General features: G+C 65.3%; 28 protein-coding genes and 4 tRNA genes. 20 read left to right on the top strand and 12 right to left on the bottom strand.

Annotated elements, in window-relative coordinates; genetic code table 11:
* Positions 1–13: 13 nt before the first annotated feature.
* On the bottom strand, positions 14–1,018 hold the full coding sequence (gene hrcA, locus A9974_RS23495) for a heat-inducible transcriptional repressor HrcA (protein ID WP_025136862.1): 1,005 nt from the start codon (positions 1,016–1,018) through the stop codon (positions 14–16).
* Positions 1,019–1,159: 141 nt separating this feature from the next.
* Between hrcA and A9974_RS23490 the strand changes: the two genes are divergently transcribed.
* Both A9974_RS23490 and recN read left to right on the top strand, forming a co-directional pair.
* Positions 1,160–2,059, top strand: coding sequence for an NAD kinase (locus A9974_RS23490; RefSeq protein ID WP_183006763.1), 900 nt, complete (start codon positions 1,160–1,162; stop codon positions 2,057–2,059).
* Positions 2,060–2,072: 13 nt separating this feature from the next.
* The gene (recN, locus tag A9974_RS23485) at positions 2,073–3,734 is read left to right on the top strand and encodes a DNA repair protein RecN (protein ID WP_183006625.1); all 1,662 of its coding nucleotides are present in this window, start codon (positions 2,073–2,075) and stop codon (positions 3,732–3,734) included.
* Between the two features lie 130 nt (positions 3,735–3,864).
* On the opposite strand, the gene fur is transcribed toward recN, so the two are convergent.
* Positions 3,865–4,284, bottom strand: a complete 420-nt coding sequence (gene fur / locus A9974_RS23480) for a ferric iron uptake transcriptional regulator (RefSeq protein ID WP_006223539.1) — start codon at positions 4,282–4,284, stop codon at positions 3,865–3,867.
* 157 nt (positions 4,285–4,441) lie between these two features.
* Here fur and A9974_RS23475 point away from each other — a divergent pair, with 157 nt between their 5' ends.
* Positions 4,442–4,978, top strand: coding sequence for an outer membrane protein assembly factor BamE (locus A9974_RS23475; RefSeq protein WP_183006624.1), 537 nt, complete (start codon positions 4,442–4,444; stop codon positions 4,976–4,978).
* Positions 4,979–4,994: 16 nt separating this feature from the next.
* Positions 4,995–5,786 (top strand): 4-hydroxy-tetrahydrodipicolinate reductase, encoded by a 792-nt coding sequence (gene dapB / locus A9974_RS23470; RefSeq protein ID WP_183006623.1) that lies wholly within the window; start codon positions 4,995–4,997, stop codon positions 5,784–5,786.
* 120 nt (positions 5,787–5,906) lie between these two features.
* Here the strand turns inward: dapB and murB are convergent, their stop codons facing one another.
* Positions 5,907–6,947, bottom strand: coding sequence for a UDP-N-acetylmuramate dehydrogenase (gene murB, locus A9974_RS23465; protein ID WP_183006622.1), 1,041 nt, complete (start codon positions 6,945–6,947; stop codon positions 5,907–5,909).
* 348 nt (positions 6,948–7,295) lie between these two features.
* Between murB and A9974_RS23460 the strand changes: the two genes are divergently transcribed.
* The 3 genes from A9974_RS23460 (at position 7,296) to A9974_RS23450 (ending at position 8,337) form a co-directional block, all read left to right on the top strand.
* Positions 7,296–7,371 (top strand) — tRNA-Gly (locus A9974_RS23460).
* A gap of 111 nt (positions 7,372–7,482) precedes the next feature.
* Positions 7,483–7,797 (top strand): hypothetical protein, encoded by a 315-nt coding sequence (locus tag A9974_RS23455; protein WP_183006621.1) that lies wholly within the window; start codon positions 7,483–7,485, stop codon positions 7,795–7,797.
* Between the two features lie 66 nt (positions 7,798–7,863).
* Positions 7,864–8,337: a hypothetical protein gene (locus A9974_RS23450; RefSeq protein ID WP_183006620.1), complete on the top strand. Its 474-nt coding sequence runs from the start codon at positions 7,864–7,866 to the stop codon at positions 8,335–8,337.
* Positions 8,338–8,420: 83 nt separating this feature from the next.
* On the opposite strand, the gene A9974_RS23445 is transcribed toward A9974_RS23450, so the two are convergent.
* Both A9974_RS23445 and A9974_RS23440 read right to left on the bottom strand, forming a co-directional pair.
* Positions 8,421–9,038, bottom strand: a complete 618-nt coding sequence (locus A9974_RS23445; RefSeq protein WP_183006619.1) for an FMN-dependent NADH-azoreductase — start codon at positions 9,036–9,038, stop codon at positions 8,421–8,423.
* The gene (locus tag A9974_RS23440) at positions 9,035–9,481 is read right to left on the bottom strand and encodes a GNAT family N-acetyltransferase (protein ID WP_183006618.1); all 447 of its coding nucleotides are present in this window, start codon (positions 9,479–9,481) and stop codon (positions 9,035–9,037) included. The genes A9974_RS23445 and A9974_RS23440 overlap by 4 nt, the downstream gene beginning before the upstream one ends.
* Positions 9,482–9,617: 136 nt before the next feature.
* Between A9974_RS23440 and A9974_RS23435 the strand changes: the two genes are divergently transcribed.
* Positions 9,618–11,036: a PLP-dependent aminotransferase family protein gene (locus tag A9974_RS23435; RefSeq protein ID WP_183006617.1), complete on the top strand. Its 1,419-nt coding sequence runs from the start codon at positions 9,618–9,620 to the stop codon at positions 11,034–11,036.
* A gap of 59 nt (positions 11,037–11,095) precedes the next feature.
* Here A9974_RS23435 and A9974_RS23430 read toward each other — a convergent pair whose 3' ends face one another.
* Positions 11,096–11,575: a carboxymuconolactone decarboxylase family protein gene (locus A9974_RS23430; protein WP_183006616.1), complete on the bottom strand. Its 480-nt coding sequence runs from the start codon at positions 11,573–11,575 to the stop codon at positions 11,096–11,098.
* 236 nt (positions 11,576–11,811) lie between these two features.
* On the opposite strand from A9974_RS23430, the gene A9974_RS23425 reads away from it, so the two are divergent.
* The 5 genes from A9974_RS23425 to A9974_RS23405 all read left to right on the top strand — a co-directional run bounded on the left by A9974_RS23425 (position 11,812) and on the right by A9974_RS23405 (position 13,332).
* Positions 11,812–11,887, top strand: a tRNA-Gly gene (locus A9974_RS23425).
* A 200-nt stretch (positions 11,888–12,087) separates the two neighbouring features.
* Positions 12,088–12,163: transfer RNA gene (locus A9974_RS23420), tRNA-Gly, on the top strand.
* Between the two features lie 54 nt (positions 12,164–12,217).
* Positions 12,218–12,291, top strand: a tRNA-Cys gene (locus A9974_RS23415).
* A gap of 109 nt (positions 12,292–12,400) precedes the next feature.
* Positions 12,401–12,739, top strand: a complete 339-nt coding sequence (locus A9974_RS23410; protein WP_183006615.1) for a hypothetical protein — start codon at positions 12,401–12,403, stop codon at positions 12,737–12,739.
* Between the two features lie 2 nt (positions 12,740–12,741).
* Positions 12,742–13,332, top strand: a complete 591-nt coding sequence (locus A9974_RS23405; RefSeq protein WP_183006614.1) for a DUF2946 family protein — start codon at positions 12,742–12,744, stop codon at positions 13,330–13,332.
* A 65-nt stretch (positions 13,333–13,397) separates the two neighbouring features.
* Here A9974_RS23405 and A9974_RS23400 read toward each other — a convergent pair whose 3' ends face one another.
* The gene (locus A9974_RS23400) at positions 13,398–13,850 is read right to left on the bottom strand and encodes a nuclear transport factor 2 family protein (RefSeq protein WP_183006613.1); all 453 of its coding nucleotides are present in this window, start codon (positions 13,848–13,850) and stop codon (positions 13,398–13,400) included.
* 103 nt (positions 13,851–13,953) lie between these two features.
* Positions 13,954–14,355, bottom strand: a complete 402-nt coding sequence (locus A9974_RS23395) for a DoxX family protein (protein ID WP_183006762.1) — start codon at positions 14,353–14,355, stop codon at positions 13,954–13,956.
* 134 nt (positions 14,356–14,489) lie between these two features.
* Here A9974_RS23395 and A9974_RS23390 point away from each other — a divergent pair, with 134 nt between their 5' ends.
* The 5 genes from A9974_RS23390 (at position 14,490) to A9974_RS23370 (ending at position 18,720) form a co-directional block, all read left to right on the top strand.
* Complete coding sequence (locus A9974_RS23390; RefSeq protein ID WP_370539677.1) at positions 14,490–15,422, top strand: LysR family transcriptional regulator; 933 nt, start codon at positions 14,490–14,492, stop codon at positions 15,420–15,422.
* A 10-nt stretch (positions 15,423–15,432) separates the two neighbouring features.
* The gene (locus A9974_RS23385; protein WP_183006612.1) at positions 15,433–16,014 is read left to right on the top strand and encodes an NUDIX hydrolase; all 582 of its coding nucleotides are present in this window, start codon (positions 15,433–15,435) and stop codon (positions 16,012–16,014) included.
* Positions 16,011–16,781, top strand: a complete 771-nt coding sequence (gene aat, locus A9974_RS23380) for a leucyl/phenylalanyl-tRNA--protein transferase (RefSeq protein WP_183006611.1) — start codon at positions 16,011–16,013, stop codon at positions 16,779–16,781. The genes A9974_RS23385 and aat overlap by 4 nt, the downstream gene beginning before the upstream one ends.
* Positions 16,782–16,836: 55 nt before the next feature.
* Positions 16,837–17,601: an arginyltransferase gene (locus A9974_RS23375; RefSeq protein WP_183006609.1), complete on the top strand. Its 765-nt coding sequence runs from the start codon at positions 16,837–16,839 to the stop codon at positions 17,599–17,601.
* Between the two features lie 75 nt (positions 17,602–17,676).
* Positions 17,677–18,720: a quinone-dependent dihydroorotate dehydrogenase gene (locus A9974_RS23370; RefSeq protein ID WP_183006607.1), complete on the top strand. Its 1,044-nt coding sequence runs from the start codon at positions 17,677–17,679 to the stop codon at positions 18,718–18,720.
* A 151-nt stretch (positions 18,721–18,871) separates the two neighbouring features.
* On the opposite strand, the gene phaP is transcribed toward A9974_RS23370, so the two are convergent.
* A complete protein-coding gene (gene phaP, locus A9974_RS23365; protein ID WP_183006606.1) occupies positions 18,872–19,450 on the bottom strand; it encodes a TIGR01841 family phasin in 579 nt (192 codons plus the stop codon).
* A gap of 387 nt (positions 19,451–19,837) precedes the next feature.
* Between phaP and A9974_RS23360 the strand changes: the two genes are divergently transcribed.
* The gene (locus tag A9974_RS23360; RefSeq protein ID WP_183006599.1) at positions 19,838–20,815 is read left to right on the top strand and encodes a tripartite tricarboxylate transporter substrate binding protein BugD; all 978 of its coding nucleotides are present in this window, start codon (positions 19,838–19,840) and stop codon (positions 20,813–20,815) included.
* A 129-nt stretch (positions 20,816–20,944) separates the two neighbouring features.
* Here A9974_RS23360 and A9974_RS23355 read toward each other — a convergent pair whose 3' ends face one another.
* From A9974_RS23355 to A9974_RS23345, 3 genes are all read right to left on the bottom strand, one after another.
* Positions 20,945–21,808, bottom strand: a complete 864-nt coding sequence (locus tag A9974_RS23355; RefSeq protein ID WP_183006597.1) for an IclR family transcriptional regulator — start codon at positions 21,806–21,808, stop codon at positions 20,945–20,947.
* Between the two features lie 151 nt (positions 21,809–21,959).
* Positions 21,960–22,772: a molybdopterin-binding protein gene (locus tag A9974_RS23350; protein ID WP_183006596.1), complete on the bottom strand. Its 813-nt coding sequence runs from the start codon at positions 22,770–22,772 to the stop codon at positions 21,960–21,962.
* Positions 22,773–22,814: 42 nt separating this feature from the next.
* Entirely contained in the window at positions 22,815–23,618 is an 804-nt protein-coding gene (locus A9974_RS23345; RefSeq protein ID WP_183006594.1) for an EI24 domain-containing protein, read from the bottom strand.
* A 63-nt stretch (positions 23,619–23,681) separates the two neighbouring features.
* Here A9974_RS23345 and A9974_RS23340 point away from each other — a divergent pair, with 63 nt between their 5' ends.
* On the top strand, positions 23,682–24,065 hold the full coding sequence (locus A9974_RS23340; RefSeq protein WP_183006593.1) for a thioredoxin family protein: 384 nt from the start codon (positions 23,682–23,684) through the stop codon (positions 24,063–24,065).
* The last annotated feature ends 53 nt before the right edge of the window (positions 24,066–24,118 follow it).

Here is a 24,118-nt window from a genome sequence, read left to right as displayed (position 1 = left end):
GGTTCGAATGGAACTACTGGTTGTGGCTGAGGGCGTTGGACAACAAGCGCGCCGTGATGTCCACGATGGGAATGACGCGTTCGTAGGCCATGCGGGTGGGACCGATCACGCCCAGCGTGCCGACCACCTTGCCGTCCACGCCGTACGGCGCGGTGATGACCGAGACTTCTTCCATCGGCACCAGCTGCGAATCGCCGCCGATGTAGATCTGCACGCCCTGGGCCCGGCTGGACACATCGAGCAGCTGCAGCAGGTCGGTTTTCTTTTCGAACAGCGAGAACATCTTGCGCAGGCGGTCCATGTCGGACGCGATGTCCGTCACGTCGAGCAGCTTGCGTTCGCCGGAAATAACCATGGCATCGCCGTCTTCGGCGGCCTCGGCGCTGGCCTCGACCGCGGCCTGCATCAGGCGGGAGATGTCTTCGCGCAGTTGCGCCAGTTCGGTGGACAGGGTGCGCCGCACCGCGTCGAACGACTTGCCGGCGAAGTGGATGTTGAAGAAATTGCCGGCTTCCAGCAATTCGGCTTCGACGTAATCGCGTTGCACGAACAGGATGCGGTTCTGCACGTCGCCATCGGGGGTGACGATGATCAGCAGCACGCGCTTGTCCGACAGGCGGATGAATTCGATCTGGCGGAACACCTGGGCCCGCTTGGGCGTGAGCACCACGCCGGCGAACTGGGTCAGGTTCGAGAGCAGCGCCGCCGCGGCATTGACCGCGCGGGTGGGCTCGGCGGCCGACAGCATCTCACCCATGTTGTGGGGCTGGATCTGGTACGACTGCACCGCCAGCAGGGAATCGACGAACATGCGATAGCCCCGCGGCGTGGGGACGCGCCCCGCCGACGTATGCGGACTGTGGATCAGCCCCAGCTCTTCCAGATCCGCCATGACATTGCGGATGGTGGCGGGAGACAGATCGAAAACTTTCGAAAGCGTCCGCGAACCGACTGGTTGCCCATCGGCGATGTAGCGTTCGATCAACGCCTTCAGTAATGCGCGTGCGCGGTCATCCATAGCGTGTATTTTAGGGAATCTTTTCCAATTAAGGCGATTTTTGTCCCGCAAGCCGATATGCGGCCCCATATAATCGGCTAACGGGCCGCTTCCGGACCGGTTTTGCCTTCGCTGTTTCGCTTTCTGATTCGCCCCGCCACCATGCACTTTCCCACCGTCGCGCTGATCGGCAGATACCAGGACACCGGCCTGGACGCACCATTGCGAGCGCTTGCGCTCGCCCTGACGCAAGCGGGCCGGCAGGTGCTGGTCGATGCCGACACGGCCCGCAATACCGGACTGACTGAATTCCCCGTCGCCACACTCGAGCAGATCGGCCAGAGCGCGTCGCTGGCCGTCGTGATGGGCGGCGACGGCACGGTGCTGGGCGCCGCCCGCCATCTGGCGCCTTATGGCGTGCCGCTGGTCGGCATCAACCACGGGCGCCTGGGCTTCATCACCGACATCCCGCTGCAGGACGCGCACGCCGCGCTGGCGCGGGTGCTCGAAGGCAGCTACCAGATGGAAGCCCGCATGCTGCTCGAAGGCAGCGTCTGGCGCGGCAATCAGAAGATGTATTCCGCCACGGCCCTGAACGACGTGGTGCTGAACCGCGCCGGGCGCGGCGGCATGATCGAAGTCCGCGTCGAACTCGACGGCGCCTTCATGTACACGCAGCGCGCCGACGGCCTGATCATCGCCACGCCCACCGGTTCGACCGCCTACGCGCTGTCGGCCAACGGCCCCATCCTGCATCCCGGCATGAACGCCATGGTGCTGGTACCCGTGGCGCCGCAGACGCTGTCCAACCGCCCCATCGTCATTCCCGACAGCGGCGTGCTGAACATGACCCTGACCGCCATGGGCCGCGTCGAAGTCGGCGCCAGCGTGCATTTCGACATGCAGACCTGGTCCGACCTGCAACCCGGCGACCGCATCGTCGTGCAGCGTGCGCCCTATACCATCCGCTTCGTGCATCCGGAAGGCTACAGCTTCTTCTCCACCCTGCGCCGCAAGCTGCACTGGAACCTGATGCCGCAGGCCACCGATAACGTAGAGTAGTTAGCGCCCAGACATGCTGCGCACCCTGCACATCCGCGACTTTGTCATCGTCGAGCAGACCGAAATCCATTTTGGTCCCGGCTTTACCGTCTTCTCCGGCGAAACCGGGGCGGGCAAATCCATCCTGATCGACGCCCTGGCGCTAGCCCTGGGCGAACGCGGCGACGTCAGCGTGCTGCGTGAAGGTGCCGCGCGCGCCGACATCACTGCTGTGTTCGACACCCCGCGCGCCCTGCACGCCTGGCTGGCCGAACGCGAGATCGATGCCGACGAAGAACTGTCGCTGCGCCGCGTGATCGACGCGCAAGGCCGCAGCCGCGCCTATATCAACGGCACGCCCGCCACCGTCGCACAGTTGCGCGAGCTAGGCGATAGCCTGGTGGACATCCATGGCCAGCACGCGCACCAGAGCCTGATGCGCCCCGAGGCCCAACGCGACCTGCTGGACGCGCACGGCGGCCATGGCGATTTGCGCCAGACCGTCGGCCAGGCCTGGAAGCAATGGCGCGCGCTGGCGCGCCAACTGGAATCCGCTGAAAAAGACGCCGCCAGCCTGGCCACCGAACGCGAACGGCTGCAATGGCAGGTTGACGAACTCGACCGCCTGGGCCTGGCACCCGACGAATGGGACGCGCTGCAATCCGAGCACACTCGGCTGTCGCACTCGCAATCGCTGCTGGACGGCGCCACGCAGATCCTGGACGCGCTGGACGGCGAAGGCGATTCCGCGCATCACCGCCTGACCGCGGCTAATCACCGCATCCAGCAGATGCTGCGCCACGATACCGGCCTGCAAGGCATCTACGACGAGCTCGAATCCGCCCGCATCGCCATCAGCGAGGCCGTGTCCGATCTGAACAACTACGTCAGCCGCGTCGACCTGGATCCCCAGCGCCTGGCCGACGTCGAAGCGCGCCTGGGCACGGTGTTCGAAACCGCCCGCAAATTCCGCGTCGAGCCCGACGCCCTGTGCGAACTGCGCGACAACCTGCACGCCGAACTGGCCGCGCTGCAAGCCGCCACCGATATCGACGCGCTGCGCGCGCAAGCCCAGGCGGCCCAGGCGCAATACGATGCCGCCGCCGCCAAGCTCACCACGGCGCGCCGCAAGGTCGCCAAGGACCTGGGCAAGCAAGTCACCCAAGCCATGCAGACACTGGCCATGCAGGGCGGCAAGTTCGAGCCGGCCCTGGCCACCGCCGCGCCATCGGCCCACGGCAACGAGCAGGTCGAATTCCTGGTGGCCGGCCATGCCGGCACCACGCCGCGGCCGTTGGCCAAGGTAGCGTCAGGCGGCGAACTGTCGCGCATTTCGTTGGCGCTGTCCGTCATCGCCAGCCGCGCGGCGCGTGTGCCCACCCTGATCTTCGACGAAGTCGATAGCGGCGTGGGCGGCGCGGTGGCCGAAGCCGTCGGCAAGCTGCTGCGCGAACTGGGCGAACGCCACCAGGTGCTGTGCGTGACCCACCTACCCCAGGTGGCAGCCTGCGGCAACAACCAATTCCTGGTCAGCAAGACCGAATCGCGCGGCACCACCCGGTCCCGCATCGAAGAATTGGACGACGGCGCCCGGGTCGAGGAAATCGCCCGCATGCTGGGCGGCATCAAGCTCACTGCCACCACCCGCGAACACGCCCGCGAAATGCTGGACGGATTCGGGCGGACGCCGGCCTGATCCCCTGCCCGGCTCGCCAACCAGTCATCCCTTGCAGGAATAAAAAAAGCCCCTTCCTGGAGAAGGGGCTTTTGCCTTCACTGAACCGCGGCGAGCGCGGCCGGGGTCAGTGGGTCCCGCGAAGAAAAGCTCAGCGGCCTTTCAGGCAGCTGCCGCAGATGCCGTAAAGCACCATGGCGTGGCTTTCCAGCGCGAAGCCGTTGTCCTTGGCGATCTTTTGCTGGCGCTTTTCGATGTCCGGGTCCGAGAACTCGACCACTTTGCCGCAGTTCGTGCAGATGAGGTGATCGTGGTGATCGCCGTCGTTGAGCTCGAACACGGCCTTGCCGCTGTCGAACTGGCTGCGGGCAAGGATGCCGGCTTGTTCGAACTGGGTCAGCACGCGGTAGACGGTGGCCAGGCCGATTTCGACGTTTTCGCCGATGAGGGCGCGGTAGACGTCTTCGGCGCTGAGGTGGCGCTGGTCGGACTTACGGAAGATATCAAGAATTTTCAGGCGGGGAAACGTCGCCTTCAAACCCATGTTTTTCAGTTCGCTTTGGTCGCTCATGGTGTAATCGCTCTCCGTCCGCGTTGGCATGGGCAAGGATACCGGGTAACCGCGAGCCGGCCCCACCAGAATTCCTGCCGCCCCGCAGAACTATCCTTATGAAACCTTTATGATAACGGTTTTGTCTGCTTCCAAATAATAGGGGCGCGTAGTGTCCATGATTGCACGAATTCCTTCCCGCTCGCTCAAGACCGGTTTGGCCATCGCCGCCCTGGCCGTCGCCCTGGCTGGCTGCACGGGAAACAAATGGGGCTTCCCCTATAAGGCCGGCGTTCAGCAAGGCAACTGGATCACCCAGGAGCAGGTCGCCCTGCTGCAGCCCGGCATGACGCGCGAGCAGGTGCGTTTCGCCCTGGGCAGCCCCACGCTGACCAGCGTGCTGCACGCCAACCGCTGGGATTACCCCTACTATTTCAAGCCCGGCTACGGCCAAGCCCAAGAACGCAAATTCACCGTCTGGTTCGAGAACGACCGCCTGACGCGCTGGGAAGGCGACAAGCAGCCTGACCTGCAGCCCTATCAGCTGAACACGCCCGACGCTGTTGCCGATGAAAAGGCCGACAAGCGCCTGAGCGAAGACGAAGCCCGGCGCCAACAGGAAGCAGACCAAAAGAAGCGTGACGCCGCCGCCCCCGTCAGCCCCATGAACCAATACCCCGGCCAGCCTGGCAACGCCCCCGAGCCGCTGCGCTAACCCAAGGATTCACCACATGCGTATTGCTATTGCCGGCGCCAGCGGCCGTATGGGCCAGATGCTGATCGACGCCGTCCTGAAAGCCGATGGCCTGCAACTGGCCGTGGCGCTCGACCGCAAGGGCTCGACGGCCCTGGGCCAGGACGCGGGCGCCCCGCTGGGCCAGCAGACCGGCGTCGCCATCACCGACAACCTGGACGCCCTGGCCAACGCCGACTGCCTGATCGACTTCACGCGCCCCGAGGGCACGCTGGAACACCTGCAGGCCTGCGCCAAGCTGGGCGTGAAGGCCGTCATCGGCACCACCGGTTTTGACGACAACGGCCGCGCCGCCATCGAAGTGGCCGCGCAAAAGACCGCCATCGTGTTCGCGCCCAACATGAGCGTGGGCGTCAACGCCACGCTCAAGCTGCTGGACATGGCCGCGCGCATCCTGAACTCCGGCTACGACGTCGAAGTCTTCGAAGCGCACCACCGCAACAAGGTCGATGCGCCGTCCGGCACCGCCCTCAAAATGGGTGAAACCATTGCGTCCGCCTGGGATGTGGCGCTGCCCGACGTCGCCACCTGGAGCCGCCACGGCGACACCGGCGTGCGCAAGCCCGGCACCATCGGCTTCTCGGTACTGCGCGGCGGCGACATCGTCGGCGATCACACCGTGTCGTTCTGCGGCATCGGCGAGCGCATCGAAATCACCCACAAGTCGGCCAGCCGTGCCACCTATGCCGAAGGCGCGCTGCGCGCCGCGCGCTTCCTCGAAGGCAAGCACAACGGCCTGTACGACATGCAGGCGGTGCTGGGGCTTTGATCCCGGCGCCATAGCCTGCCCACGAAAAAAGGACCCTCGGGTCCTTTTTTCATGGCTGCGCTTTTGCCAGCTGCGGCGGGACTAGGGCCTGTTCACACTAGAAGGCGCCTCCGCACAGGCCTAGACCACCACCGGCTCGGGTTCCAGCATCACACCGTAGCGCTCGGACACATCGGCCTGGATTGCCCGCGCCAGCGCCATGATGTCGGCGGCCGTGGCGCCGCCGCGATTCACCAGCACCAGCGCCTGGCGATCATGCACGCCGGCCGGGCCCAGGCTGCGGCCCTTCCAGCCGCACTGGTCGATCAGCCAACCGGCCGCGAGCTTGTAGCGCCCGTCCGGCTGCGGATACGACACCATCGCGGGGTGCTGCGCCAACAGCGAATCGCGCTGCGCGGCCGAGACAATCGGATTCTTGAAAAAACTGCCGGCATTGCCAGTGACGGCCGGGTCCGGCAGTTTGGCGCGGCGGATTTCGCACACCGCGTCGAAAATGTCGCGCGCGGCCGGCTCGCCTTGGGCCAGCCGCGGATGGCGCTGCAGATCCGGATAACCCAGCACCGGCTGCCAAGGCCGCGGCAGCCGGAAACGCACCGAGACGATGACCCAGCTGCCCGCCGGCTGGTGCTTGAACACGCTATCGCGATAGGCGTAGCGGCAGTCCGCCGCGTTCATCTCGACATAGCGGCCCGCGCGTACATCCCAGGCCGTCAGGCTGTCGAACCGGTCGGCCAGCTCGACGCCGTAGGCGCCGATATTCTGCACGGGCGCCGCGCCCACCGTGCCGGGAATCAAGGCCAGGTTTTCCAGCCCGTCCCAGCCCTGGCGCACGCATTCGGCCACGAAACCATGCCAGGTCTCGCCACCCGCGGCTTCGACCAGCCAGGCGTCAGGCGATACCCGCAACAAACGCACGCCGCGCAGCGCCACCCGCGCCACCAGCCCCGGAACGGATTGAGGCAGCACCAGATTGCTGCCCCCGCCCAGCACCAGCAGGGGGCCGCCGCTGCGCACGGCCAGATCGGACAGCGCCGGCAATTGGGCGGCGGCGTCCAGGGTCACGCAAGCCTCGGCCGTCGCGGCCAGACCCAGCGTATTCAGGGCGGATAGGTCCTGCTGCCGGGGAACCAGCACAGGCGCCGTAGCGGGAGAATTTGACATGGATACTACTGGCTATGCTATATTTTTGGTCTTCGCTCATATTACTTGATTGAGCTTGGCAGCACGGTCAACCCCGATATTGCCCAGTTCAGCGCGATCCGCCTGCCCCGGCAACCTGCCAGCGGCCAGCACGATCTAAAAAAATCATGTAGAATGCGCGCCTTCTGATCGATAACCAAGTTGATCGGGCAACGCCAGAAAAGGTATCTGCCAAGGTTAAAGCCAAGGGTTAAAACCAAGGGTTAAAACCCGGGGTTAAACCCAAGAGCAACCGAACTGGGGTTGGCAATAAAAAATGGTTTGCACGCCGCAAGGCAACCAGCATCGCGCTGGGCACTGCGAACCCATGCGGGAGTAGCTCAGTTGGTAGAGCGCAACCTTGCCAAGGTTGAGGTCGCGAGTTCGAGACTCGTCTCCCGCTCCAAATTTTGATGCGTAGCGCGTTTCACCACCGCTGTGCAGATTGACGAAAGGGCCTGCGGGCCCTTTTTTCATTGGCGCGCCAGATCGCCGCATGTAGCAAGGGGCTCCCGGTATGCAAGCACGCAATGGCATGTGCGCCAAATATGGCCTGGCTGACACGCCTCCTGAAGACAGGATCGCCGTCGCCATGCCCACGTTGGGGCAGATGCCCATCTACGGCACCCGCATCGCCCTGCCGCAAAATGGCACCATCAGCTGGTTCATCCATTGCGGCGAATACTCCGATGCGGCAGACTTCTATCAACCCGTCCACACCGCGCACCTGACCGAGCTGCTGCCGCAGGTCATCAACTACCTGCACCTGCCACCCGGCGCAAAATTCATCATTGACGACCAGGGCTACGAAGACGTGTGGATGGCGCAATGAACGTATTCGGGAAAGCGGCCACAGCCTGCGCCTGAAAGATCGGGCAATACGTCCGCACAGGAAGTCATGGCAACGTACTTCAATCTCGGCATCGACTGCGGCGCGAATGCGGACATGGCCGCAGCCGCTGTGGCGCACTTCCACGAATTCGTGGTCGAGTTGCCCGATGGCGCACCGGCAATCTGCGCGACACACCGGAGCCATCAAAGGGGCCTCTGGTTTGTCGAGGTGTGGCCGCAAGGAATGGGTTATGGCATTCCCCCAACGCTACCGTCACGGCCGGAGCTATGCGATGCGCAGCCGCTGGAAATAATCCGCGACGCGCTCCATGCACGCCTGCAAGCGCTCTCTGGGTATCGCCGCGCCCTTTTCGGCGGTGAAGCCTACGACCTGCTGGCGTTTGCCACTCCCGAAGAAGACAACGACCTGGACTATGCCGGGCTGATCTTTTCTCAAGACCTGTTCCCTGACCCGCCGACGCATTGCACGATCAAGCCGTTCGCCTCCGGCTACCTGCAGGTCACCGAGGTCCGCCGGTAACGGCGCCAGACCTCGGCGCGCACACTGGAGGCAAACACCGCAAGCGCCGCCAGAGACCTGGCAACGAGCATGGCAAGACAGCATCACATCGCCGCGAAATGCCCCGCTATCTGCTCCTGCGCGCGCAGCCTGGCCGATTCCAGCGCCTGTCCGCCCATGGCGGTGCCCTCCACCGAGAAGAATGCCAGGCGCTTCAGACCGATCGTGGCCAAGGCCGCCTTCAGGTACGGTGTGAGGAAATCGGGCTGCCGCGCATCAGGCCCCGAGAACAGGCCGCCCGATGACGCGGCGACGAATACCGGCCGGTCGGCCAGCACGCCGACCTTGCCTTCGCGCGTCACGCTGAAGGTGCTGCGCACCCGCACGACGTGATCGATCCAGACTTTCAGGGCCGATGGCACGGTGTAGTTGTGCATCGGCGTGGCGATGACGACGTAGTCCGCGTCGGACAACGACTGGATCAACTGATCGGACTGACGCAGCGAGCCGCGGCCGCAAACGTCACTGCCGGGGTCGGCGGGCGAGCCCAGGGCATGGGCATAGTCCACGTCCACGTGCGGCAGCAAGTTGGCATCGATTTCGACGATGTCGCGGCCGCGCACGGGGTCATGCCGAGCCAGATGTTCCACCACGGATTGGGACAGCCGATGGCTTTCCGAGCCCACGCCGCGCGGGCTGCAAGTCAAACGCAGGACGCTCATGCCGCTTGCTCTCCCAGGACCTTCGAAAAACGCATCGCGCCGGTCAACAGCCCCTGGCGGAAGTAGAAGCGCTGCGCCAGGGCGTTGCCCAGGCCGGTGTCCAGCACCAGCTTGGCGCAGCCGGCATCGCGGGCAATGCCTTCCAGCGCCTGCAACAGGCTTGCGCCATGGCGTCCGCCGCGGCTGCGCTCAGTGGTGACCAGATCGTCCACGTACAGGAAGCGGCCGTAGATCAGGTTTTCCTGGTAGCGGTAACCGGCCAGCGCGACGGGTTCGCCGCCCTCCCAGACCGCCAGCAAGGCGTAGTTCTCGGCGCGCATGCGGGCGATGCGGGCGGCGAAGTCGGCCTCGCCGGCCAAGTGCGGACGCAACTCCCGCATGACCGGGAAGCAGGCGCGCAGCGCCTCGGCGGTTTCGATATGGCGTATGTCCTGATGATTCATGACTGTCCTGTCTTGCCGGACTCGGCTGCGATGCCGTGACCGGGTTGGTCCGCGGCCGGAACGGCCGACGCAGACCTCATGCTAGTCAGCCCATGCCATAATTTGAAGAACCATAAATTGAACTTTGGACTAGGCCATGACGCGGTCTCCCATCGACAGCCTTCCGCCGTCCGCCGCTGCCAGCGACGAGCCGCTATACCGCCAGATCTATGACCGCTTCCGCGGCGCCATCGCCCAGGGCACGCTGAAGCCCGGCGACCGGATTCCGTCGGCGCGGGCGCTGGCCAAGGACCTGGGCGTGGCCCGTGGCACGATCGAGATGGCCTATTCGCTGCTGCATGCCGAAGGCTATGTGCAGCCGCGCGGCCAAGCCGGCACGGTGGTGACGCCCGGGCTGCATGCGCAACCGGCCCCCAAGCCGCCGCCCGCGCCGGCCAAGCCGGATCCGGACACCTGGCGCCAGCCGCCGTCGCTGCTGCCCTTCCAGATGGGCTTGCCCGCGCTGGACGCGTTTCCGCGCAAGATCTGGGCACGGCTGGGCGCCCGGCACCTGCGCGCCACGCAGGCAGCCGACCTGTCCTATCCGCCGGCCGACGGGCTGCCCGCGCTGCGCACCGCCATCGCCGCCCACCTGCAAGTGGCCCGCGGTATCCACTGCACGCCGGCCCAGGTCTTCATCACGTCCGGCTACCGCGAAAGCCTGAACCTGGTGATCCAGGCGCTGCTGCAGCCCGGCCAGCAGGCCTGGGTGGAAGATCCGGGCTATCCGCCCACGCGCGAGCTGCTGACCCACGCCGGGCTGGAACGCGTCCCCGTCGAGGTGGACGCCGAAGGCATCATGGTGTCGCGAGGCATCGAGCAAGCCCCCGACGCCAGCGCCGCGGTGGTGACCCCCGCGCATCAAAGCCCCTTGAGCGTGACGCTGTCGCTGACCCGGCGCCAGCAGTTGCTGGAATGGGCCGAGCGCAATCAGCGTTGGATCGTTGAAGACGACTACGACGGCGAATACCGCTACATCAGCCGTCCCCTGCCAGCACTGAAAAGCCTGGACCGCCATGGCCGGGTGCTGTACGCGGGCACCTTCAGCAAGGTCATGTTTCCCGGTATCCGCCTGGCCTACCTGGTGGTGCCCGACGCGCAGATCCGGCGCTTCGAGGACGTCAACCGGGTGCTCGGCAACGGCATTCCGGGGCTGACCCAGGCGCTGGTCTGCGCATTCATGACCGAGGGGCATTTCGCGCGGCACATCCAGCGGATGCGGCGGCTGTATTCGGAACGCCGCGAGGCCACGGCCGCGGGGCTCGCCAAGGTATTCGGGCCCGGCATGCCCATCAATCCACAGCCGGGCGGCATGCACCTGCTGGTCAAGATGAAGGGGCACCATACCGACCGCCCGCTGGCCCGCCGCATGGTCGAAAACGGCATCTATGCGCACGCGCTGTCGCGCTGGTCCACGGCGGCGCCTTGCGGATCAGGCCTGCTGATGAGCTTTACCAATATCGAATCGCAGGAACGCGCCGAACAGCTAGGCCGGCGCATTCTGGCGCTGATGTGAAAAGGCCTGCCCGGATGGGCAGGCCTTTCGATGACAGCGGGCGCCCCGCTGCGCCAACATCAGTTCAAGCCGGCCTTGTCCAGGCCAAACGCGGCATCCGCCGAGCCGGGCTCGGTGCGAAACGCCACGTTCAGGCGGTTCCAGCCGTTGATGCCCACCACCAGGAAGGTGAGGTCCGAGATCTCTTCTTCGGACAGCTGGCCACGGACCTGCTCGTAGACGGCATCGGACACGCCGTGCGGGGGCAGCACGGTCAGGGCCTCGGTCCATGCCAGCGCGGCGCGTTCGCGGGCGCTGAACAGCTGGGATTCACGCCAGATGGCGATGTGGTGCAGGCGCAGTTCACGCTCGCCGCCGATCTTGGCCTGCTTGATGTGCATATCCAGGCAGAAACCGCAGCCGTTGATCTGCGAGGCGCGGATCGTCACCAGATCGTTGAACTCCTTGATGACGGCCTTCTTTTTCAGGGAAGCGCTGAAGTCCATGTAGTGCTTGGACAGATCAGCGGACACCTGGAAGTAATTCAAACGCTGGCTCATTTCACTCGTACCTTTTTTCGATGGGTTGCGGACGACACCGCGTACCGGCATAGTGCAACGGCACGACACGGCGCAAAAGCGCCAAGAAGCGCAATTTGGGCTGGGCCATGATGCACGCTCGAACCATGGCACCGCCAAGCCCCCACGCCAAGCGCGCATCGGCGCAGCCCTTCGTTGACCCTTGCGCGATTTGATGTATACTCTCGCCTCTTCAAAGCAGTACCGCAGTGCCCCGCGCGGGAGTAGCTCAGTTGGTAGAGCGCAACCTTGCCAAGGTTGAGGTCGCGAGTTCGAGACTCGTCTCCCGCTCCAACACTTACGCAGCAGGCCGTTTCATTACCGCCGCTACGTTGTTGGATGATCCGGTTTCCGGCTCATGCATCGGCACAATTCGGAAAACTGTGTATAATCGCTGTCTTTGGTGGACACGGCCTTTTTCGAAAAGCCCTGCCAAAAACAGATGCAGTACGGCTGGAAAACAACGGCTTGAAAACAAGCCAGCAGTACCCCAAGCGGGAGTAGCTCAGTTGGTAGAGCGCAACCTTGCCAAGGTTGAGGTCGCGAGTTCGAGACTCGTCTCCCGCTCCAAATACAAAAAGGAAGCAACGGCCAACACCGCGCTTCCTTTTTTCTTGCAGTACTGGCGCAATGGCAGAGTGGTTATGCAGCGGATTGCAAATCCGTGTACGTCGGTTCGATTCCGGCTTGCGCCTCCAGTATTTTCCCTCCTGCACTTCCCCCTTCCCTGCATCTCGTTACCCATCCCTACGCCCGGTCAATCGATTGGTTGCTAAGGTGACGCCGTTTTCATCTGACGACGATGCCATGCACAACAATCACAAAAAACCGAGTCCCCGACGCGCCCCCTCGACCCTGCTCGCCCTGTCCGCGGCCACGCTGATGACGCTGGCGCCACTTGCGGCCGAAGCGGATTCCGATCGGCATCATCACCGCCACGGCCATGGCCGTGGCGAGTATAAAGAGAAGTACTGGGACGGCGCCTGCGAGGTCGAGCGCAAGTGGAAGCGCAACGGCGACTACCGCGAAAAGCGCAAGTGCCGCGACGACTACCGCTACGGTTACGGCGCACCGCAACCGGTCATGGTGCCGATGCCCGCACCCGCCATCATCATCAACCCGCCGCCCATCATCATCCGCCCCTGACCATGGATCCTTCGGTGAAAGACGCCATCGCCCGCTGGCCCGACGTACCGGCGGTGTTTGGCTGGCTGTCGCTGGACGCGCGCGGACGCTGGCGCCTGCACCCGCAGGGCCTGGCCGCGCAAGGCGGGCCGGGCGAGTCGATCACCAACACGCAGATCCTGGGTTTCATCAACCGCAATTACGAACACGACGACGCGGGCCGCTGGTTTTTCCAGAACGGGCCGCAGCGCGTGTACGTGCGATTGGACGCGGCGCCGTACGTGCTACGTCTCAGCGATGACAGCCGTGCGCTGGTCACACATACCGATGCGGCCGTGGAAACGGTCAGCGGCTGGTGGCTGGATGATGCCGGCCAGTTATATGCGATGACTCCGCCGGGGCCCGGCATCGTGCTGGACCGCGACCTGCCAGCCCTGCTGGAGCGGCTCGCTACCGAAGACGGTGCACCGTTGCTGGATGTGCTGGATGGCCTGGCGCCCGGGCAGGCGATCCGCATCGCGTTGCCCGGCGCCTATCCTGCCTCGCCGCTGCGATTGATCGATCAGGCCGACGTGGCCGCGACGTTGGGCTTTCAGGCCAATCCCGCGGCATAGATCAGCTTCGGCGCGATGCGCCAGGCCTTGCTGGCCGCGTGGATCGCGCCCCCGCGCAATGCCTCTTAGAACATGCCATTAGTATTGGCGGACTGCTCGGGTATCGGCTGGACCGCGTCCCAGTGCTCGACGATCTTGCCCTTTTCCAGGCGGAAGATGTCGATGATGGCATTGCCGCGCGTACCCGGCTCGCGCACGGCGTGCACGTGCAGGATCACGTAGTCGCCGTCGGTGAAGACCCGCTTGATCTCGCTGTTGGACTGCGGATACTTGTCGCGCAGGAAGGCGACGAATTTCCGGAAACCCTCGGGGCCATCAGCCGCGTTGGGGTTGTGCTGCACATAGCGGTCGCCCACGTACTTCAAGGCGGCATCCGCGTCTTTCTGGTTCAGGCCTTTCTCGTAGAACGCCAGCACCGCCTCTTTGTTGGCGGCTTCTTGCTCGGGCGAAGCATGCACGGCGGGCGACAAGGCGGCGGCAATCAGGATGGCGCCAAAGGCGCGCTGCGTGAACGTCATGGAATCTCCAGAGATAAAAACACCGGTACGACCGGCCCATTCTAGGTGCCCGCCGAAACCGGTGCGACGTCCAATCTGGTTGACAGACTGATGCGCGAGGCGCTCAGCCGCGGCCGCTCTTGACCAGCGCGTACTTGCCGTCGCCCAGCAGCGCCAGCACGGCGGCCGCGACCGACAGGAACACGGGGTACTCCCAGCCGCCGTTGGGGTTGCTGAAACCCCAGCCGTTGCCGAAATGGACCGTGGACGCAACGAACAGCTGCACCGTGGCGATGACGGCGATCCAGCGCGGTACGACGCCCAGGATCAACAGGACGCCGGCGCCGATCTCAAAGAACGTCACCGGATAGGCCAGCCAGCCCGCAAAGCCGATCTTGGCGAAGAACTGCGCGGTGCCGGGCAGCGTGAACACCAGCAGCTTGGTCAGGCCGTGGGCCAGGAACATCACGCCCAGCGCAATGCGCAGCAGAAGCGCCGCATAGGGCGCGGTACGGGTATCGATCATTGCATTCTCCGTGAGCGAATCGCCCAGGACGGGAAGATTCTTCATGGCCGCTATTCTTGCGATTCCAAAAACAAAGATAAACATGCAAAATCGCAACTTATTGTTCCCCGATCGGTAACAATCCAGGACACCCCGTGGACACTCATACCGCCATGCAGACCTACGCCCGGGTCGTTGAACTGGGCTCTTTCGCGGCCGCCGCGGACAAGCTGGGCCAGGCCCGTTCCGTCGTAACCCGGCAGATCGCCTACCTGGAAGAAAAATACGGCGTGCGCTTGTTGAACCGCACCACCCGCAAGCTCAGCATGACGGACGCCGGCCGCGCCTTCTATGAGCGGGTGCGGCCGATCCTGGCGGAAGTGGCCGATCTGGAATTGTCGCTACAAGCCGAAGGCCAGGCGCCCAGCGGCCGCCTGCGCATCAGCGCGCCGGTGTCGTTCGGCATCCTGCACCTGGGGCCGGCCATCGCCGAATATCTGCTGCGTTATCCGGACGTCGTGATCGACCTGGACCTGAACGACCGGGTGGTGGACCTGGTCGAGGACGGCTACGACGTCGCGGTGCGCATCGGGCCGCTGCAGGATTCGTCGCTGGTGGCGCGACCGCTGGCGGCGCAACAATTGCTGGTGTGCGCAGCTCCCGCCTACCTGGAACGCCACGGCACCCCGCGCACGCCCGAAGACTTGAAGCAGCATCGCTGCCTGCACTACGCCTACGCCAGCACCGGCAACGAATGGCACTTCGAGAAGGACGGCACCACCCATCTGGTGCGGGTCAATGCCGCGCTGCGCGCCAACAATGGCGACGTGCTGCGCACCGCCGCGCTGGCCGGACACGGCGTGATCCTGCAACCGGAATTCCTGGTGGGCGACGACGTCCGCGCCGGCCGGCTGGTGGCGCTGCTGCAGGATTATGGTCACTCCCCGATTTCCATGTACGCCGTCTACCCGCACCGGCGCTTCCTGTCGCCCAAGGTGCGCTCGTTCGTCGAGCACCTGGAAGCGCGCTTCGGCACCCGCACGCCGGCCGTCCCCGCCCGGCGCGCCAGCCGGCGCCGCAGCCGTTAGAATCGACCCCATGACCGCCAAATCGCCCCTCGAATATTTTCCCGCGCCGCGCCGCGCGAACTTCTGCAGCCAATGCGGCTCGCCCGTGAACCGCCGGGTGCCCGAGGGCGACAACCGCGAACGCGATATCTGTGACCACTGCGGCGCCATCCATTACCAGAACCCGCGCCTGGTGGTCGGCACGGTGCCGGTGCTGGACAACCGCATCCTCTTGTGCCGCCGCGCGATCGAGCCGCGCTACAACACCTGGACGCTGCCGGCCGGTTTCATGGAATTGGGCGAAAGCACCGCGCAGGGCGCCGGCCGCGAAACGCTGGAAGAATCCGGCGCGCGCATCCGGTTGGGCGATATCTACACCATTATCGACGTGCCGCAGATCGAGCAGGTGCACGTGTTCTACCTGGCCGAGGTACTGGGCCCCGAGCTGGATCCCGGCCCGGAAAGCCTGGAAGCCCGCTTCTACGACGAGGCCGACATCCCCTGGGACGACCTGGCGTTCCGCACCGTGGCCACCACGCTGCAACGCTACTTCGAGGACCGCAAGCGCGGCACATTCGGCCCTCACCACTACACCCTAGAATCGCACCGTTGAAGCTGCCCTGGCTTGCCGCAGACACCCCGTTTCCGCCCGCCGAGTTCGCGTTGACCGATCCGGATGGCCTGCTGGCGGCCGGCGCGGACCTGTCGACGGACCGGCTCATCCAGGCGTATTCCAGCGGCATCTTCCCCTGGTATTCCGAAGGCGAGCCCGTGCTGTGGTGGAGCCCCGACCCGCGCATGGTGCTGGCCTGCAAGGATTTCGCGCCCTCGCATTCGTTGCGCAAGCAGCTGCGCCAGATCGCCAGCCACGAATATGAGGCCGCGCCGCGCATCGAGGTCCGGGTCGACACGGCCTTTACCGAGGTCATGGCGCAATGCGCCGCGCCGCGCGACGGCCAGCCCGGCACCTGGATCACCGCCGCCATGCGCGAGGCCTACCGCGCCTGGCACGCGGCCGGCTATGTCCACAGCATCGAGACCTGGATCGACGGCGAGCTGGCCGGCGGTCTCTACGGCATCAGCCTGGGCCGCATGTTCTTCGGCGAGTCCATGTTCACCCGCGTCCCCAACGCCTCCAAGATCGCGCTGGCCTACCTGATCCGGTACGTCAGCGCCCAAGGGGTGCAATGGATCGACTGCCAGCAGCAGACGCGCCACCTGGCCAGCCTGGGCGCGCAGCCCGTGCCGCGCTCGCGCTTCCTGTCGCATGTGCGCGCCGCCACGGCCGCGCCGGCCATCGACTGGACACCCGGCCGGCTGGACAGCGCCGGCAGGCTGATTCCCCTGGCCGCCGACGCGGAACCTGCCGCCCCGGGTTAAGCGTTAATATGTATGCATCCCGTCACGGACTTGGCGCCGCACGCCGGGACCCCAGATGAGCCAGCTAAAAGAATTACCTTTCTCCACGCTGCAGTTCTACGCGACCGCACCCTACCCTTGCAGCTACCTGCCGGGACGCCAGGCTCGGTCGCAGGTGGCCGCGCCCGGGCACCTGATCAACGCCGGCACGTATTCCCAACTGGTGGAGCAGGGTTTTCGCCGCAGCGGCCTGTTCACCTACCGTCCGCATTGCGACAACTGCCACGCCTGTGTGCCGGTGCGGGTCGACACCGCCGGCTTCGCCCCCAACCGCAGCCAACGCCGCGCCTGGCGCGATCATCGCGGCCTGCAATCATTCGTGGCGGAACTGGCCTGGTCGCCCGAGCACTACCGGCTGTACACCCGCTACCAGCAGGGCCGTCATCCCGGCGGCGGCATGGACGAAGACAGCCGCACCCAATACGCGCAGTTTCTCCTGACCAGCCGCGTCAATACCCGGCTGGTCGAATTCCGCGACCCCGCTGGCGTGCTGATGATGGTGTCCATCATCGACGTGCTGGACGACGGCCTGTCGTCCGTCTACACCTTCTACGACCCCGACATCGCGGGCAGCCTGGGCACCTACAGCATCCTGTGGCAGATCGAGCAGTGCCGCACCCTGAACCTGCCCTGGCTGTACCTGGGCTACTGGATCGAGGACAGCCGCAAGATGTCCTACAAGGCCAGCTTCCACCCGGCCCAATACCTGATCGACGGCGCCTGGGGCGACGCCCCCGCCTCCGCCACGCCGGCCGGCGCCCTGCCCGGCGATCCGGCCTGAGCCCGGCACGCTTGACCGCCCACGGGCCGCCGGCGGGCGGCTGAGCCGGCCAAAGACGCTTTACAATCCCGCTCCATGTCGATCCTTTTCCACGCCTACCCCCTGGCCCGCCCGGCGCTGTTCGCCATGGACGCGGAAACCGCCCACGAAGTTACCCTGTCGGGACTGCAGCGGGCCTATGATTGCGGCGCGACCCGCAAGCTGCTGCATGCGCAGCCCAAGGCGCCCTGCACGCTCATGGGCCTGCAATTGGCCAACCCGATCGGCTTGGCCGCGGGGCTGGACAAGAACGGCGCCTATATCGACGCGCTGGGCAATCTGGGATTCGGTTTCGTGGAAGTCGGCACGGTGACCCCGCGCGCCCAGCCGGGCAACCCCAAGCCGCGCATGTTCCGGCTGCCGCGCGCCAATGCGCTGATCAACCGCCTGGGCTTCAACAACCAGGGCCTGGACGCCTTTCTGGCCAATGTGCAGCGCAGCCAATGGCGCAAGCAAGGCGGCATCCTGGGGCTGAACATCGGCAAGAACGCCGACACCCCGATCGAACGCGCGGCCGACGACTACCTGATCGGGTTGGCGGGGGTCTATCCTCACGCCGACTACGTGACGGTGAACATCTCGTCGCCCAACACCAAGAACCTGCGCGCCCTGCAAGGCGGCGACGAGTTGTCGGCGCTGCTGGCGCAACTGGCGGACAAGCGCCGCGCGCTGGAAGACCAGCATCAGCGCCGCGTGCCAATGGCGGTGAAGATCGCCCCCGACCTGACGACGGAACAGATCGACGCCATCGCCGATGCCCTGCCCCGCCACGGCATCGACGGCGTGATCGCCACCAACACCACGCTGTCGCGCGACGCCGTCACGGGCATGGCGCACGCCGAAGAAGCTGGCGGCCTGTCGGGCGCGCCGGTGCATGAACTGTCGCTGGCGGTGATCCGCCGCCTGAAGGAGCGCCTGGGCGACAGCCTGGCGATCATCGGCGTGGGCGGGGTGCTGTCGGGCCGTCAGGCGCAGGAAAAAATGCAGGCCGGCGCCGATGCCGTGCAGCTGTACACGGGCCTGATCTACCGCGGCCCCGCCCTGGTGGGCGAATGCGTGCGGGCCATCGCCCGCCAGTGACGCCACAGGCCTGGCCCGGGCATCGCGCCCCCGGCGTCCGCAGCGCAGGCAAAAAAAGAGGCCACCCGAAGGGTGGCCCTAATTCCAGCTCTGCTCTGTCACTCAACAGTACTACATAACTGCGATTTGCGCAGCACTGCGCGCCAAATACTTAGGCGCTGCGGCGGCTGCGGCTGGCAACCTTGGTGGCGGCGTCGGCGGCATCCGTCGCGGCCTTGAAGGTCGCGTTGGCGGCGGCATTCAGGTTGGACTCGGCGACTTCGGCGGCTTGCTTGGCGGCCTTGGTCAGCGAATCGTAGGCGCTGTTGGCGGTGGCCAACGACGACTTGATCAGGGCGACGGCGCTTTCCGAACCCGTGGGGGCGTTCTTGGAGAACTGCTCGACGGCGTCGGTCAGTTGCTGTTGGCCTTCGGCGATTTGTTCTTCGGTCAGCTTGACCAGGTTGCCCTGCACGCCGGCAACGATGTCATACACGTGCTTGGTGTAGGCCAGGGCCTTTTCGGCGCCCGGTTGCAACAGGCCGGAGGCGAAAGCCGCGGCTTCTTGCGGATCCTTGACGGAGGCGGCTTGCTGCGACTTCTGGGCGACTTCGTCCAGGGTGGCGCGAACGACCTTCAGGTTCAGCTCGACCAGCTTTTCGAAACCGGCGAACACAGCCGACTGGGCGGCCACGAACGTGTTGATGCTGGCTTGTTGACGGTCCAGGACTTGCTGCGGAATAGCGCTCATAGAATTGCTCCTTTTAGGGGTAGCCGGAGGCTTTCCGGCAGGTAAGGATGGTGTCTGCGACGAAACGATAAGAACGTGCGCGGAAACTGGTACTACAAGCTACCGCCGGCCCGTTTGATGCACTGCACAATTCACATTCTACGGGCCAAAAAAACCTTGTCAAGCAATATTGGTGCAACGCAACAACTATTTGCACTTTAACAGTGCACGCCCGCGCAGGGGGTTGATCCCGCGCAAGGATTTCCCATGATTCGGGAAATACCGGACATGACGGCGTATCAATTCTTTTCTACACTGCTTGCACGCTGATGACAGACAAACACAAACGATAAGTCAGCGATCAAAAACACATCGCAGCAAGCAAAACCCCCTGCAATCGGAGACTTCATGACCTTCATCCCCCGCACGCTTTCGGCCCTGCTCGCGGCCAGCGCCATGCTCGCGGCCGGCGCCGCCCACGCGGAATTCCCGGAACGCCCCATCAATATGGTGGTGCCTTTCGCCGCCGGCGGTCCGACGGACAACGTCGCGCGTTCGCTGGCTGAAGCCATGCGGCACTCGCTGGGCCAGACCGTCGTGGTCGAAAACAAGGGTGGCGCGGGCGGCACCATCGGCACCACGCAAGTGGCCCGCGCCCAGCCGGACGGCTATTCGGTGCTGCTGATGCACGCCGGCTTCTCGACCGCGCCGTCCCTGTACAAGAATCCGGGGTACGACCCCTACAAGAGTTTCGAACCCATCGGCCTGGTGGTCGATGTGCCCATGACCATCATTGCCCGTTCGGACTTCCCGCCCAACACCATCCAGGAACTGGCCGAGTACGTCAAAAAGAACAAGGACAAGGTCTCGCTGGCCAACGCCGGCATCGGCGCCGCCAGCCACCTGTGCGGCACTATGCTGGTCGAAGCCCTGGGCGTGCAACTGCTGACCATCCCGTACAAGGGCACCGCGCCGGCCATGAACGACCTGCTGGGCAAGCAGGTGGACCTGCTCTGCGACCAGACTACCAACACGACGCAGCAGATCGACAGCGGCAAGGTCAAGGCCTACGCCGTCACCAGCCTGCAGCGCGTGCCCACCCTGCCCAAGCTGCCGACCATGGACGAGTCCGGCTTCAAGGGCTTCGAAGTCGGCATCTGGCATGGCATGTGGGTGCCGAAGGGCACGCCCAAGCCCGTCGTGGACAAGCTGATCAAGAGCCTGCAGGCCGGTCTGGCGGATCCCAAGTTCCAGGAACGCATGAAGCAGCTGGGCGCCACGGTGCTGACCGCCGAAGCGAATCCCCAAGCGCTGGACGCCAAGGTCAAGCAGCAAGTGCCGCAATGGGCCGAGCTGTTCAAAAAGGCCGGCGTCGAGCAGCAATAAACCTGGCCCCTGCCGGCAGGCCCGCCACGGCGGGTTTGCCGAGCAGACGCCCACCGGCTCGCGCCGGAATCAAGAAAAGCCCCTTGCGGGGCTTTTTCTTTTGCGGGGCGCAGCGCGCGCTGCCGCGGATCAGGGCCGCATGGCCTGCGCCGCCAGCCCCAGGCCGTTGAAGCCGCTGGACACGGACGGCTCGTAGCCCAGCGCTTCGGAGATGCTGGCGGCCGTGTCGACCAGGGCCTTGATCCAGTCGTCTTGCAGGCGCTCGGCGGGCGCCGAAATCGACAGGCCGGCGACCAGCTTGCCGGTATCGTCGAAAATACCCGCGGCGATGCAGCGCACGCCCAATTCCAATTCTTCGTTGTCACGCGCATAGCCGTGGCGGCGAACCAGCGCCAGCTCGCGTTCCAGCCGGTCCAGGTCGGTCAGGCTGTTGCGGGTGTGACCGGCCAGGCCGGTGCGCAAGGCGTAGGCGCGCACTTGGCGCGTGTCGCCGGTGGACAGGAACAGCTTGCCGGTGGACGTCAGGTGCAAGGGCGCGCGGCCGCCGATGGCGCGCACCACCTGCATGCCCGAGCGTTCGCTCCAGGCGCGGTCGATGTAGACGATTTCGTCGCCCTGCTGCACCGACAGATTGATCGTCTGACCGGTGAGCTTGTGCAGCGAACGCATGGCCGAAATAGCGGCCTCGCGAACGTTGAGCCGCCCCTTGACCAGCGACCCCAGCTCCAGCAGGCGCATGCCCAGCTGGTAGAGGCCGTTGTCCACCCGCTCGACGTAACGGCCCACGACCAGATCATTCAGGATGCGGTGCGCGGTGGACGCATGCAGGCCCGTGGTCGCGGACAATTCCTTGAGCGTGACGGGATCGGGCTGCGCGGCCAGCGCGTCGAGCAGGCGCATGGCGCGCTCGATGACCTGGATCGCGATGGGATGGGACGAAGCGCCATCGGCCTCGGCGTCCAGGGGATTGCGGGTGGTGGAAAGACGGGACATAGGATGGGAAGGGGCTCGCGCGGCGCCACCGAAAGAGACCGGTCTTGCGGCAACGCAGCAAACAGTTCTTTCCCGTATTGTGAAATTTACCGGCAGGTTTGGCAACCGCTTTTTGCAAGGATAAAACGGGGACGCGCCCCGTTTTGTGCCATCACGCCGCGGGAGGCGCCAGCTTGCCGCCCAGGCGCAGCACTTCGGCCCGCAGGAACGCCAGCGCCTCGGCGGCCGCCTGGGGTTCACCCTTGACGCCCAGGTCGATGTGCGGCGTGCCGCCCGCCTCGCCCACGCTGGGCAGGCTGAAGGCGCGCACGCCCGGCCAGCGGGTTTCAACACTTTGCATGGCCGGCGTGATGCGCGATTCGGGCATGCTGAACACCAGGAAGGAATGCTCGGCGTGCTGGCGCACATGCTGCAATGCACGATAGCGCGTGTCGAGGGTCCATTCGAGCATGGGCCAGGCCATCACGGGAAAGCCCGGCACGAAGGTGTGGTCGCGGATGAAAAAGCCCGGAATGCGGTTATAGGGGTTGGGGACGATCTCGCAGCCTTCGGGAAACACCCCCATCTGCAGCCGCTGCTGGTTTTCCGGCGCGCTCATGTCGGCCGTGCCTTGCCCCTTGGCCGCCATTTCGGCGGTGCGCAGGGCGATAGCCTGTTCGGCCTCCGGGTGCAGGGCCAGCGGCAGGTCCAGCGCCGCCGCGGCGGCCTGGCGGGTGTGGTCGTCTGGCGTGCCGCCGATGCCGCCGCAGGAGAACACCACGTCGCCGGTCGCGAAGCTGCGCCGGTAGGCCGCCACCAGGGTGTCGCGCTCGTCGGGCAGGAATTCCGCCCAGCTCAGCTGCATGCCGCGGGCGGCCAGCAGTTCGACGACTTTGGAGAAATGCTTGTCCTGCCGGCGGCCCGACAGGATTTCGTCGCCGACGATAATGAGGCCGATGCGGCGGGAGGCGGATTCTGCAGCCATGTCCGGTTCCAGATTGAGGCGGGTTGAATGGGGTCGCCGCCGTCAGGCGACGTCGATGGTACGTTCCTGGCGCAGGCGCTGGACGGCGTCCAGCCCGTAATGCGCGTAGACCAGGGCCGAGAACACCGGCAGGATGATCCAGGCCGGCGGCAGCAGGTTGAGCAGCGAGCAGATCAGGCCGATGACCCAGAAGCCGCCGTTGTTGCGCTTCAGGATGATCTTGCGCTCGGCGGGGCTGGCGTGTTCGACGATGGCGTCCAGCCGCATCATGCGCGAGAACGCGAAGGCCCACCAGAACACCGACAGCACCACGGCCATGGGCGGCACCAGCCACAAGGGCAAAGTCAGCAGCCAGCCGGCGGCGAATGCCGCCGACACCCAGACCGCGTTCCAGACGCTGACGGCGGTGGAAAACCTGCCCTGGTGAGCCAGGCCGGCGTATTCGCGCTGGCCCACGTGACGCAGCACCAGCGGCATGACGAAGACGGCGGCGATGGCCAGGCCCAGGATGCCGGACACCGGCAACAGGATGGCCGCGGCGATCACGGGAATCAGGTAGATCTTGAGCGAGAACAGCCCCATCGCCACCAGCCATTCGTCCGTGCGGTTGACGAAGTCCCAGTGCGAGGCTTCGACCCGCAGCCAGTCGGTCAGGGGCGTCCAGAACAACCAGAGCAGCAGGAACGCGCCGACCAGCGCGATCAGGAAAGGCAGCAGCACCGCGAACAGCATCGTCGGGTGGCATTGGGACACCAGCGCGCGCTTGAAAGCCTGCGCGACGCTGCCCGCGGGGCCGGTAAAACGGCCGGCGCCGGCGGGTTGGGAATCAGTGCGCAAGGCAGTCATGGCATCGGAAATGAAAGGTGGGCATCCCGGGTATGATAGTCAAACACGCCTGCCTTCGCTCGTATGACGCTCCTAGTACCCGGCTCCGATCTCTCCGCCCTGCGCGCCCAACTGGCGGCTTCGCCCCAGGCCTGGCTCGTCGCCTGTTTCTGCGCCGCTTGGTGCGATACCTGCGAGGAATACAAACCCAAGCTGCGCACGCTGTCCGGCACCTTCCGGCAGCATGTGTTCGCCTGGATCGACATCGAGGATCACGCCGAATTGCTGGGCGAAGTCGACGTCGAGAACTTCCCCACCCTGCTGGTCCAGATCGGCGGCCGCGTGGTTTTCTACGGCCCCATGCTGCCGCACATCGGCCACCTGGAACGCCTGCTGGAAAGCCTGGACGAACACAGCCCGGTGGTGACGTCGGCCCTGCCCGACTTGCCCAGGCTGCTTGCCGCCTGACACGTCCGCGCCTAAATTGCCGGCAAACAAAAAGCGCCCTGCAAGGGCGCGTT

The sequence above is a fragment of the Achromobacter sp. UMC71 genome, assembly GCF_014170305.1.
Taxonomy (GTDB): domain Bacteria; phylum Pseudomonadota; class Gammaproteobacteria; order Burkholderiales; family Burkholderiaceae_B; genus Achromobacter.
The sequence above is the reverse complement of the archived record's forward strand: the minus strand, read 5'-3'. Positions and strand labels throughout refer to the sequence as shown.

Coding starts and splice junctions, on each gene's coding strand:
- hrcA (WP_025136862.1), bottom strand. CDS start 1,018: ATGGATGACCGCGCACGCGCATTACTGAAGGCGTTGATCGAACGCTAC.
- A9974_RS23490 (WP_183006763.1), top strand. CDS start 1,160: ATGCACTTTCCCACCGTCGCGCTGATCGGCAGATACCAGGACACCGGC.
- recN (WP_183006625.1), top strand. CDS start 2,073: ATGCTGCGCACCCTGCACATCCGCGACTTTGTCATCGTCGAGCAGACC.
- fur (WP_006223539.1), bottom strand. CDS start 4,284: ATGAGCGACCAAAGCGAACTGAAAAACATGGGTTTGAAGGCGACGTTT.
- A9974_RS23475 (WP_183006624.1), top strand. CDS start 4,442: ATGATTGCACGAATTCCTTCCCGCTCGCTCAAGACCGGTTTGGCCATC.
- dapB (WP_183006623.1), top strand. CDS start 4,995: ATGCGTATTGCTATTGCCGGCGCCAGCGGCCGTATGGGCCAGATGCTG.
- murB (WP_183006622.1), bottom strand. CDS start 6,947: ATGTCAAATTCTCCCGCTACGGCGCCTGTGCTGGTTCCCCGGCAGCAG.
- A9974_RS23455 (WP_183006621.1), top strand. CDS start 7,483: ATGCAAGCACGCAATGGCATGTGCGCCAAATATGGCCTGGCTGACACG.
- A9974_RS23450 (WP_183006620.1), top strand. CDS start 7,864: ATGGCAACGTACTTCAATCTCGGCATCGACTGCGGCGCGAATGCGGAC.
- A9974_RS23445 (WP_183006619.1), bottom strand. CDS start 9,038: ATGAGCGTCCTGCGTTTGACTTGCAGCCCGCGCGGCGTGGGCTCGGAA.
- A9974_RS23440 (WP_183006618.1), bottom strand. CDS start 9,481: ATGAATCATCAGGACATACGCCATATCGAAACCGCCGAGGCGCTGCGC.
- A9974_RS23435 (WP_183006617.1), top strand. CDS start 9,618: ATGACGCGGTCTCCCATCGACAGCCTTCCGCCGTCCGCCGCTGCCAGC.
- A9974_RS23430 (WP_183006616.1), bottom strand. CDS start 11,575: ATGAGCCAGCGTTTGAATTACTTCCAGGTGTCCGCTGATCTGTCCAAG.
- A9974_RS23410 (WP_183006615.1), top strand. CDS start 12,401: ATGCACAACAATCACAAAAAACCGAGTCCCCGACGCGCCCCCTCGACC.
- A9974_RS23405 (WP_183006614.1), top strand. CDS start 12,742: ATGGATCCTTCGGTGAAAGACGCCATCGCCCGCTGGCCCGACGTACCG.
- A9974_RS23400 (WP_183006613.1), bottom strand. CDS start 13,850: ATGACGTTCACGCAGCGCGCCTTTGGCGCCATCCTGATTGCCGCCGCC.
- A9974_RS23395 (WP_183006762.1), bottom strand. CDS start 14,355: ATGATCGATACCCGTACCGCGCCCTATGCGGCGCTTCTGCTGCGCATT.
- A9974_RS23385 (WP_183006612.1), top strand. CDS start 15,433: ATGACCGCCAAATCGCCCCTCGAATATTTTCCCGCGCCGCGCCGCGCG.
- A9974_RS23375 (WP_183006609.1), top strand. CDS start 16,837: ATGAGCCAGCTAAAAGAATTACCTTTCTCCACGCTGCAGTTCTACGCG.
- A9974_RS23370 (WP_183006607.1), top strand. CDS start 17,677: ATGTCGATCCTTTTCCACGCCTACCCCCTGGCCCGCCCGGCGCTGTTC.
- phaP (WP_183006606.1), bottom strand. CDS start 19,450: ATGAGCGCTATTCCGCAGCAAGTCCTGGACCGTCAACAAGCCAGCATC.
- A9974_RS23360 (WP_183006599.1), top strand. CDS start 19,838: ATGACCTTCATCCCCCGCACGCTTTCGGCCCTGCTCGCGGCCAGCGCC.
- A9974_RS23355 (WP_183006597.1), bottom strand. CDS start 21,808: ATGTCCCGTCTTTCCACCACCCGCAATCCCCTGGACGCCGAGGCCGAT.
- A9974_RS23350 (WP_183006596.1), bottom strand. CDS start 22,772: ATGGCTGCAGAATCCGCCTCCCGCCGCATCGGCCTCATTATCGTCGGC.
- A9974_RS23345 (WP_183006594.1), bottom strand. CDS start 23,618: ATGACTGCCTTGCGCACTGATTCCCAACCCGCCGGCGCCGGCCGTTTT.
- A9974_RS23340 (WP_183006593.1), top strand. CDS start 23,682: ATGACGCTCCTAGTACCCGGCTCCGATCTCTCCGCCCTGCGCGCCCAA.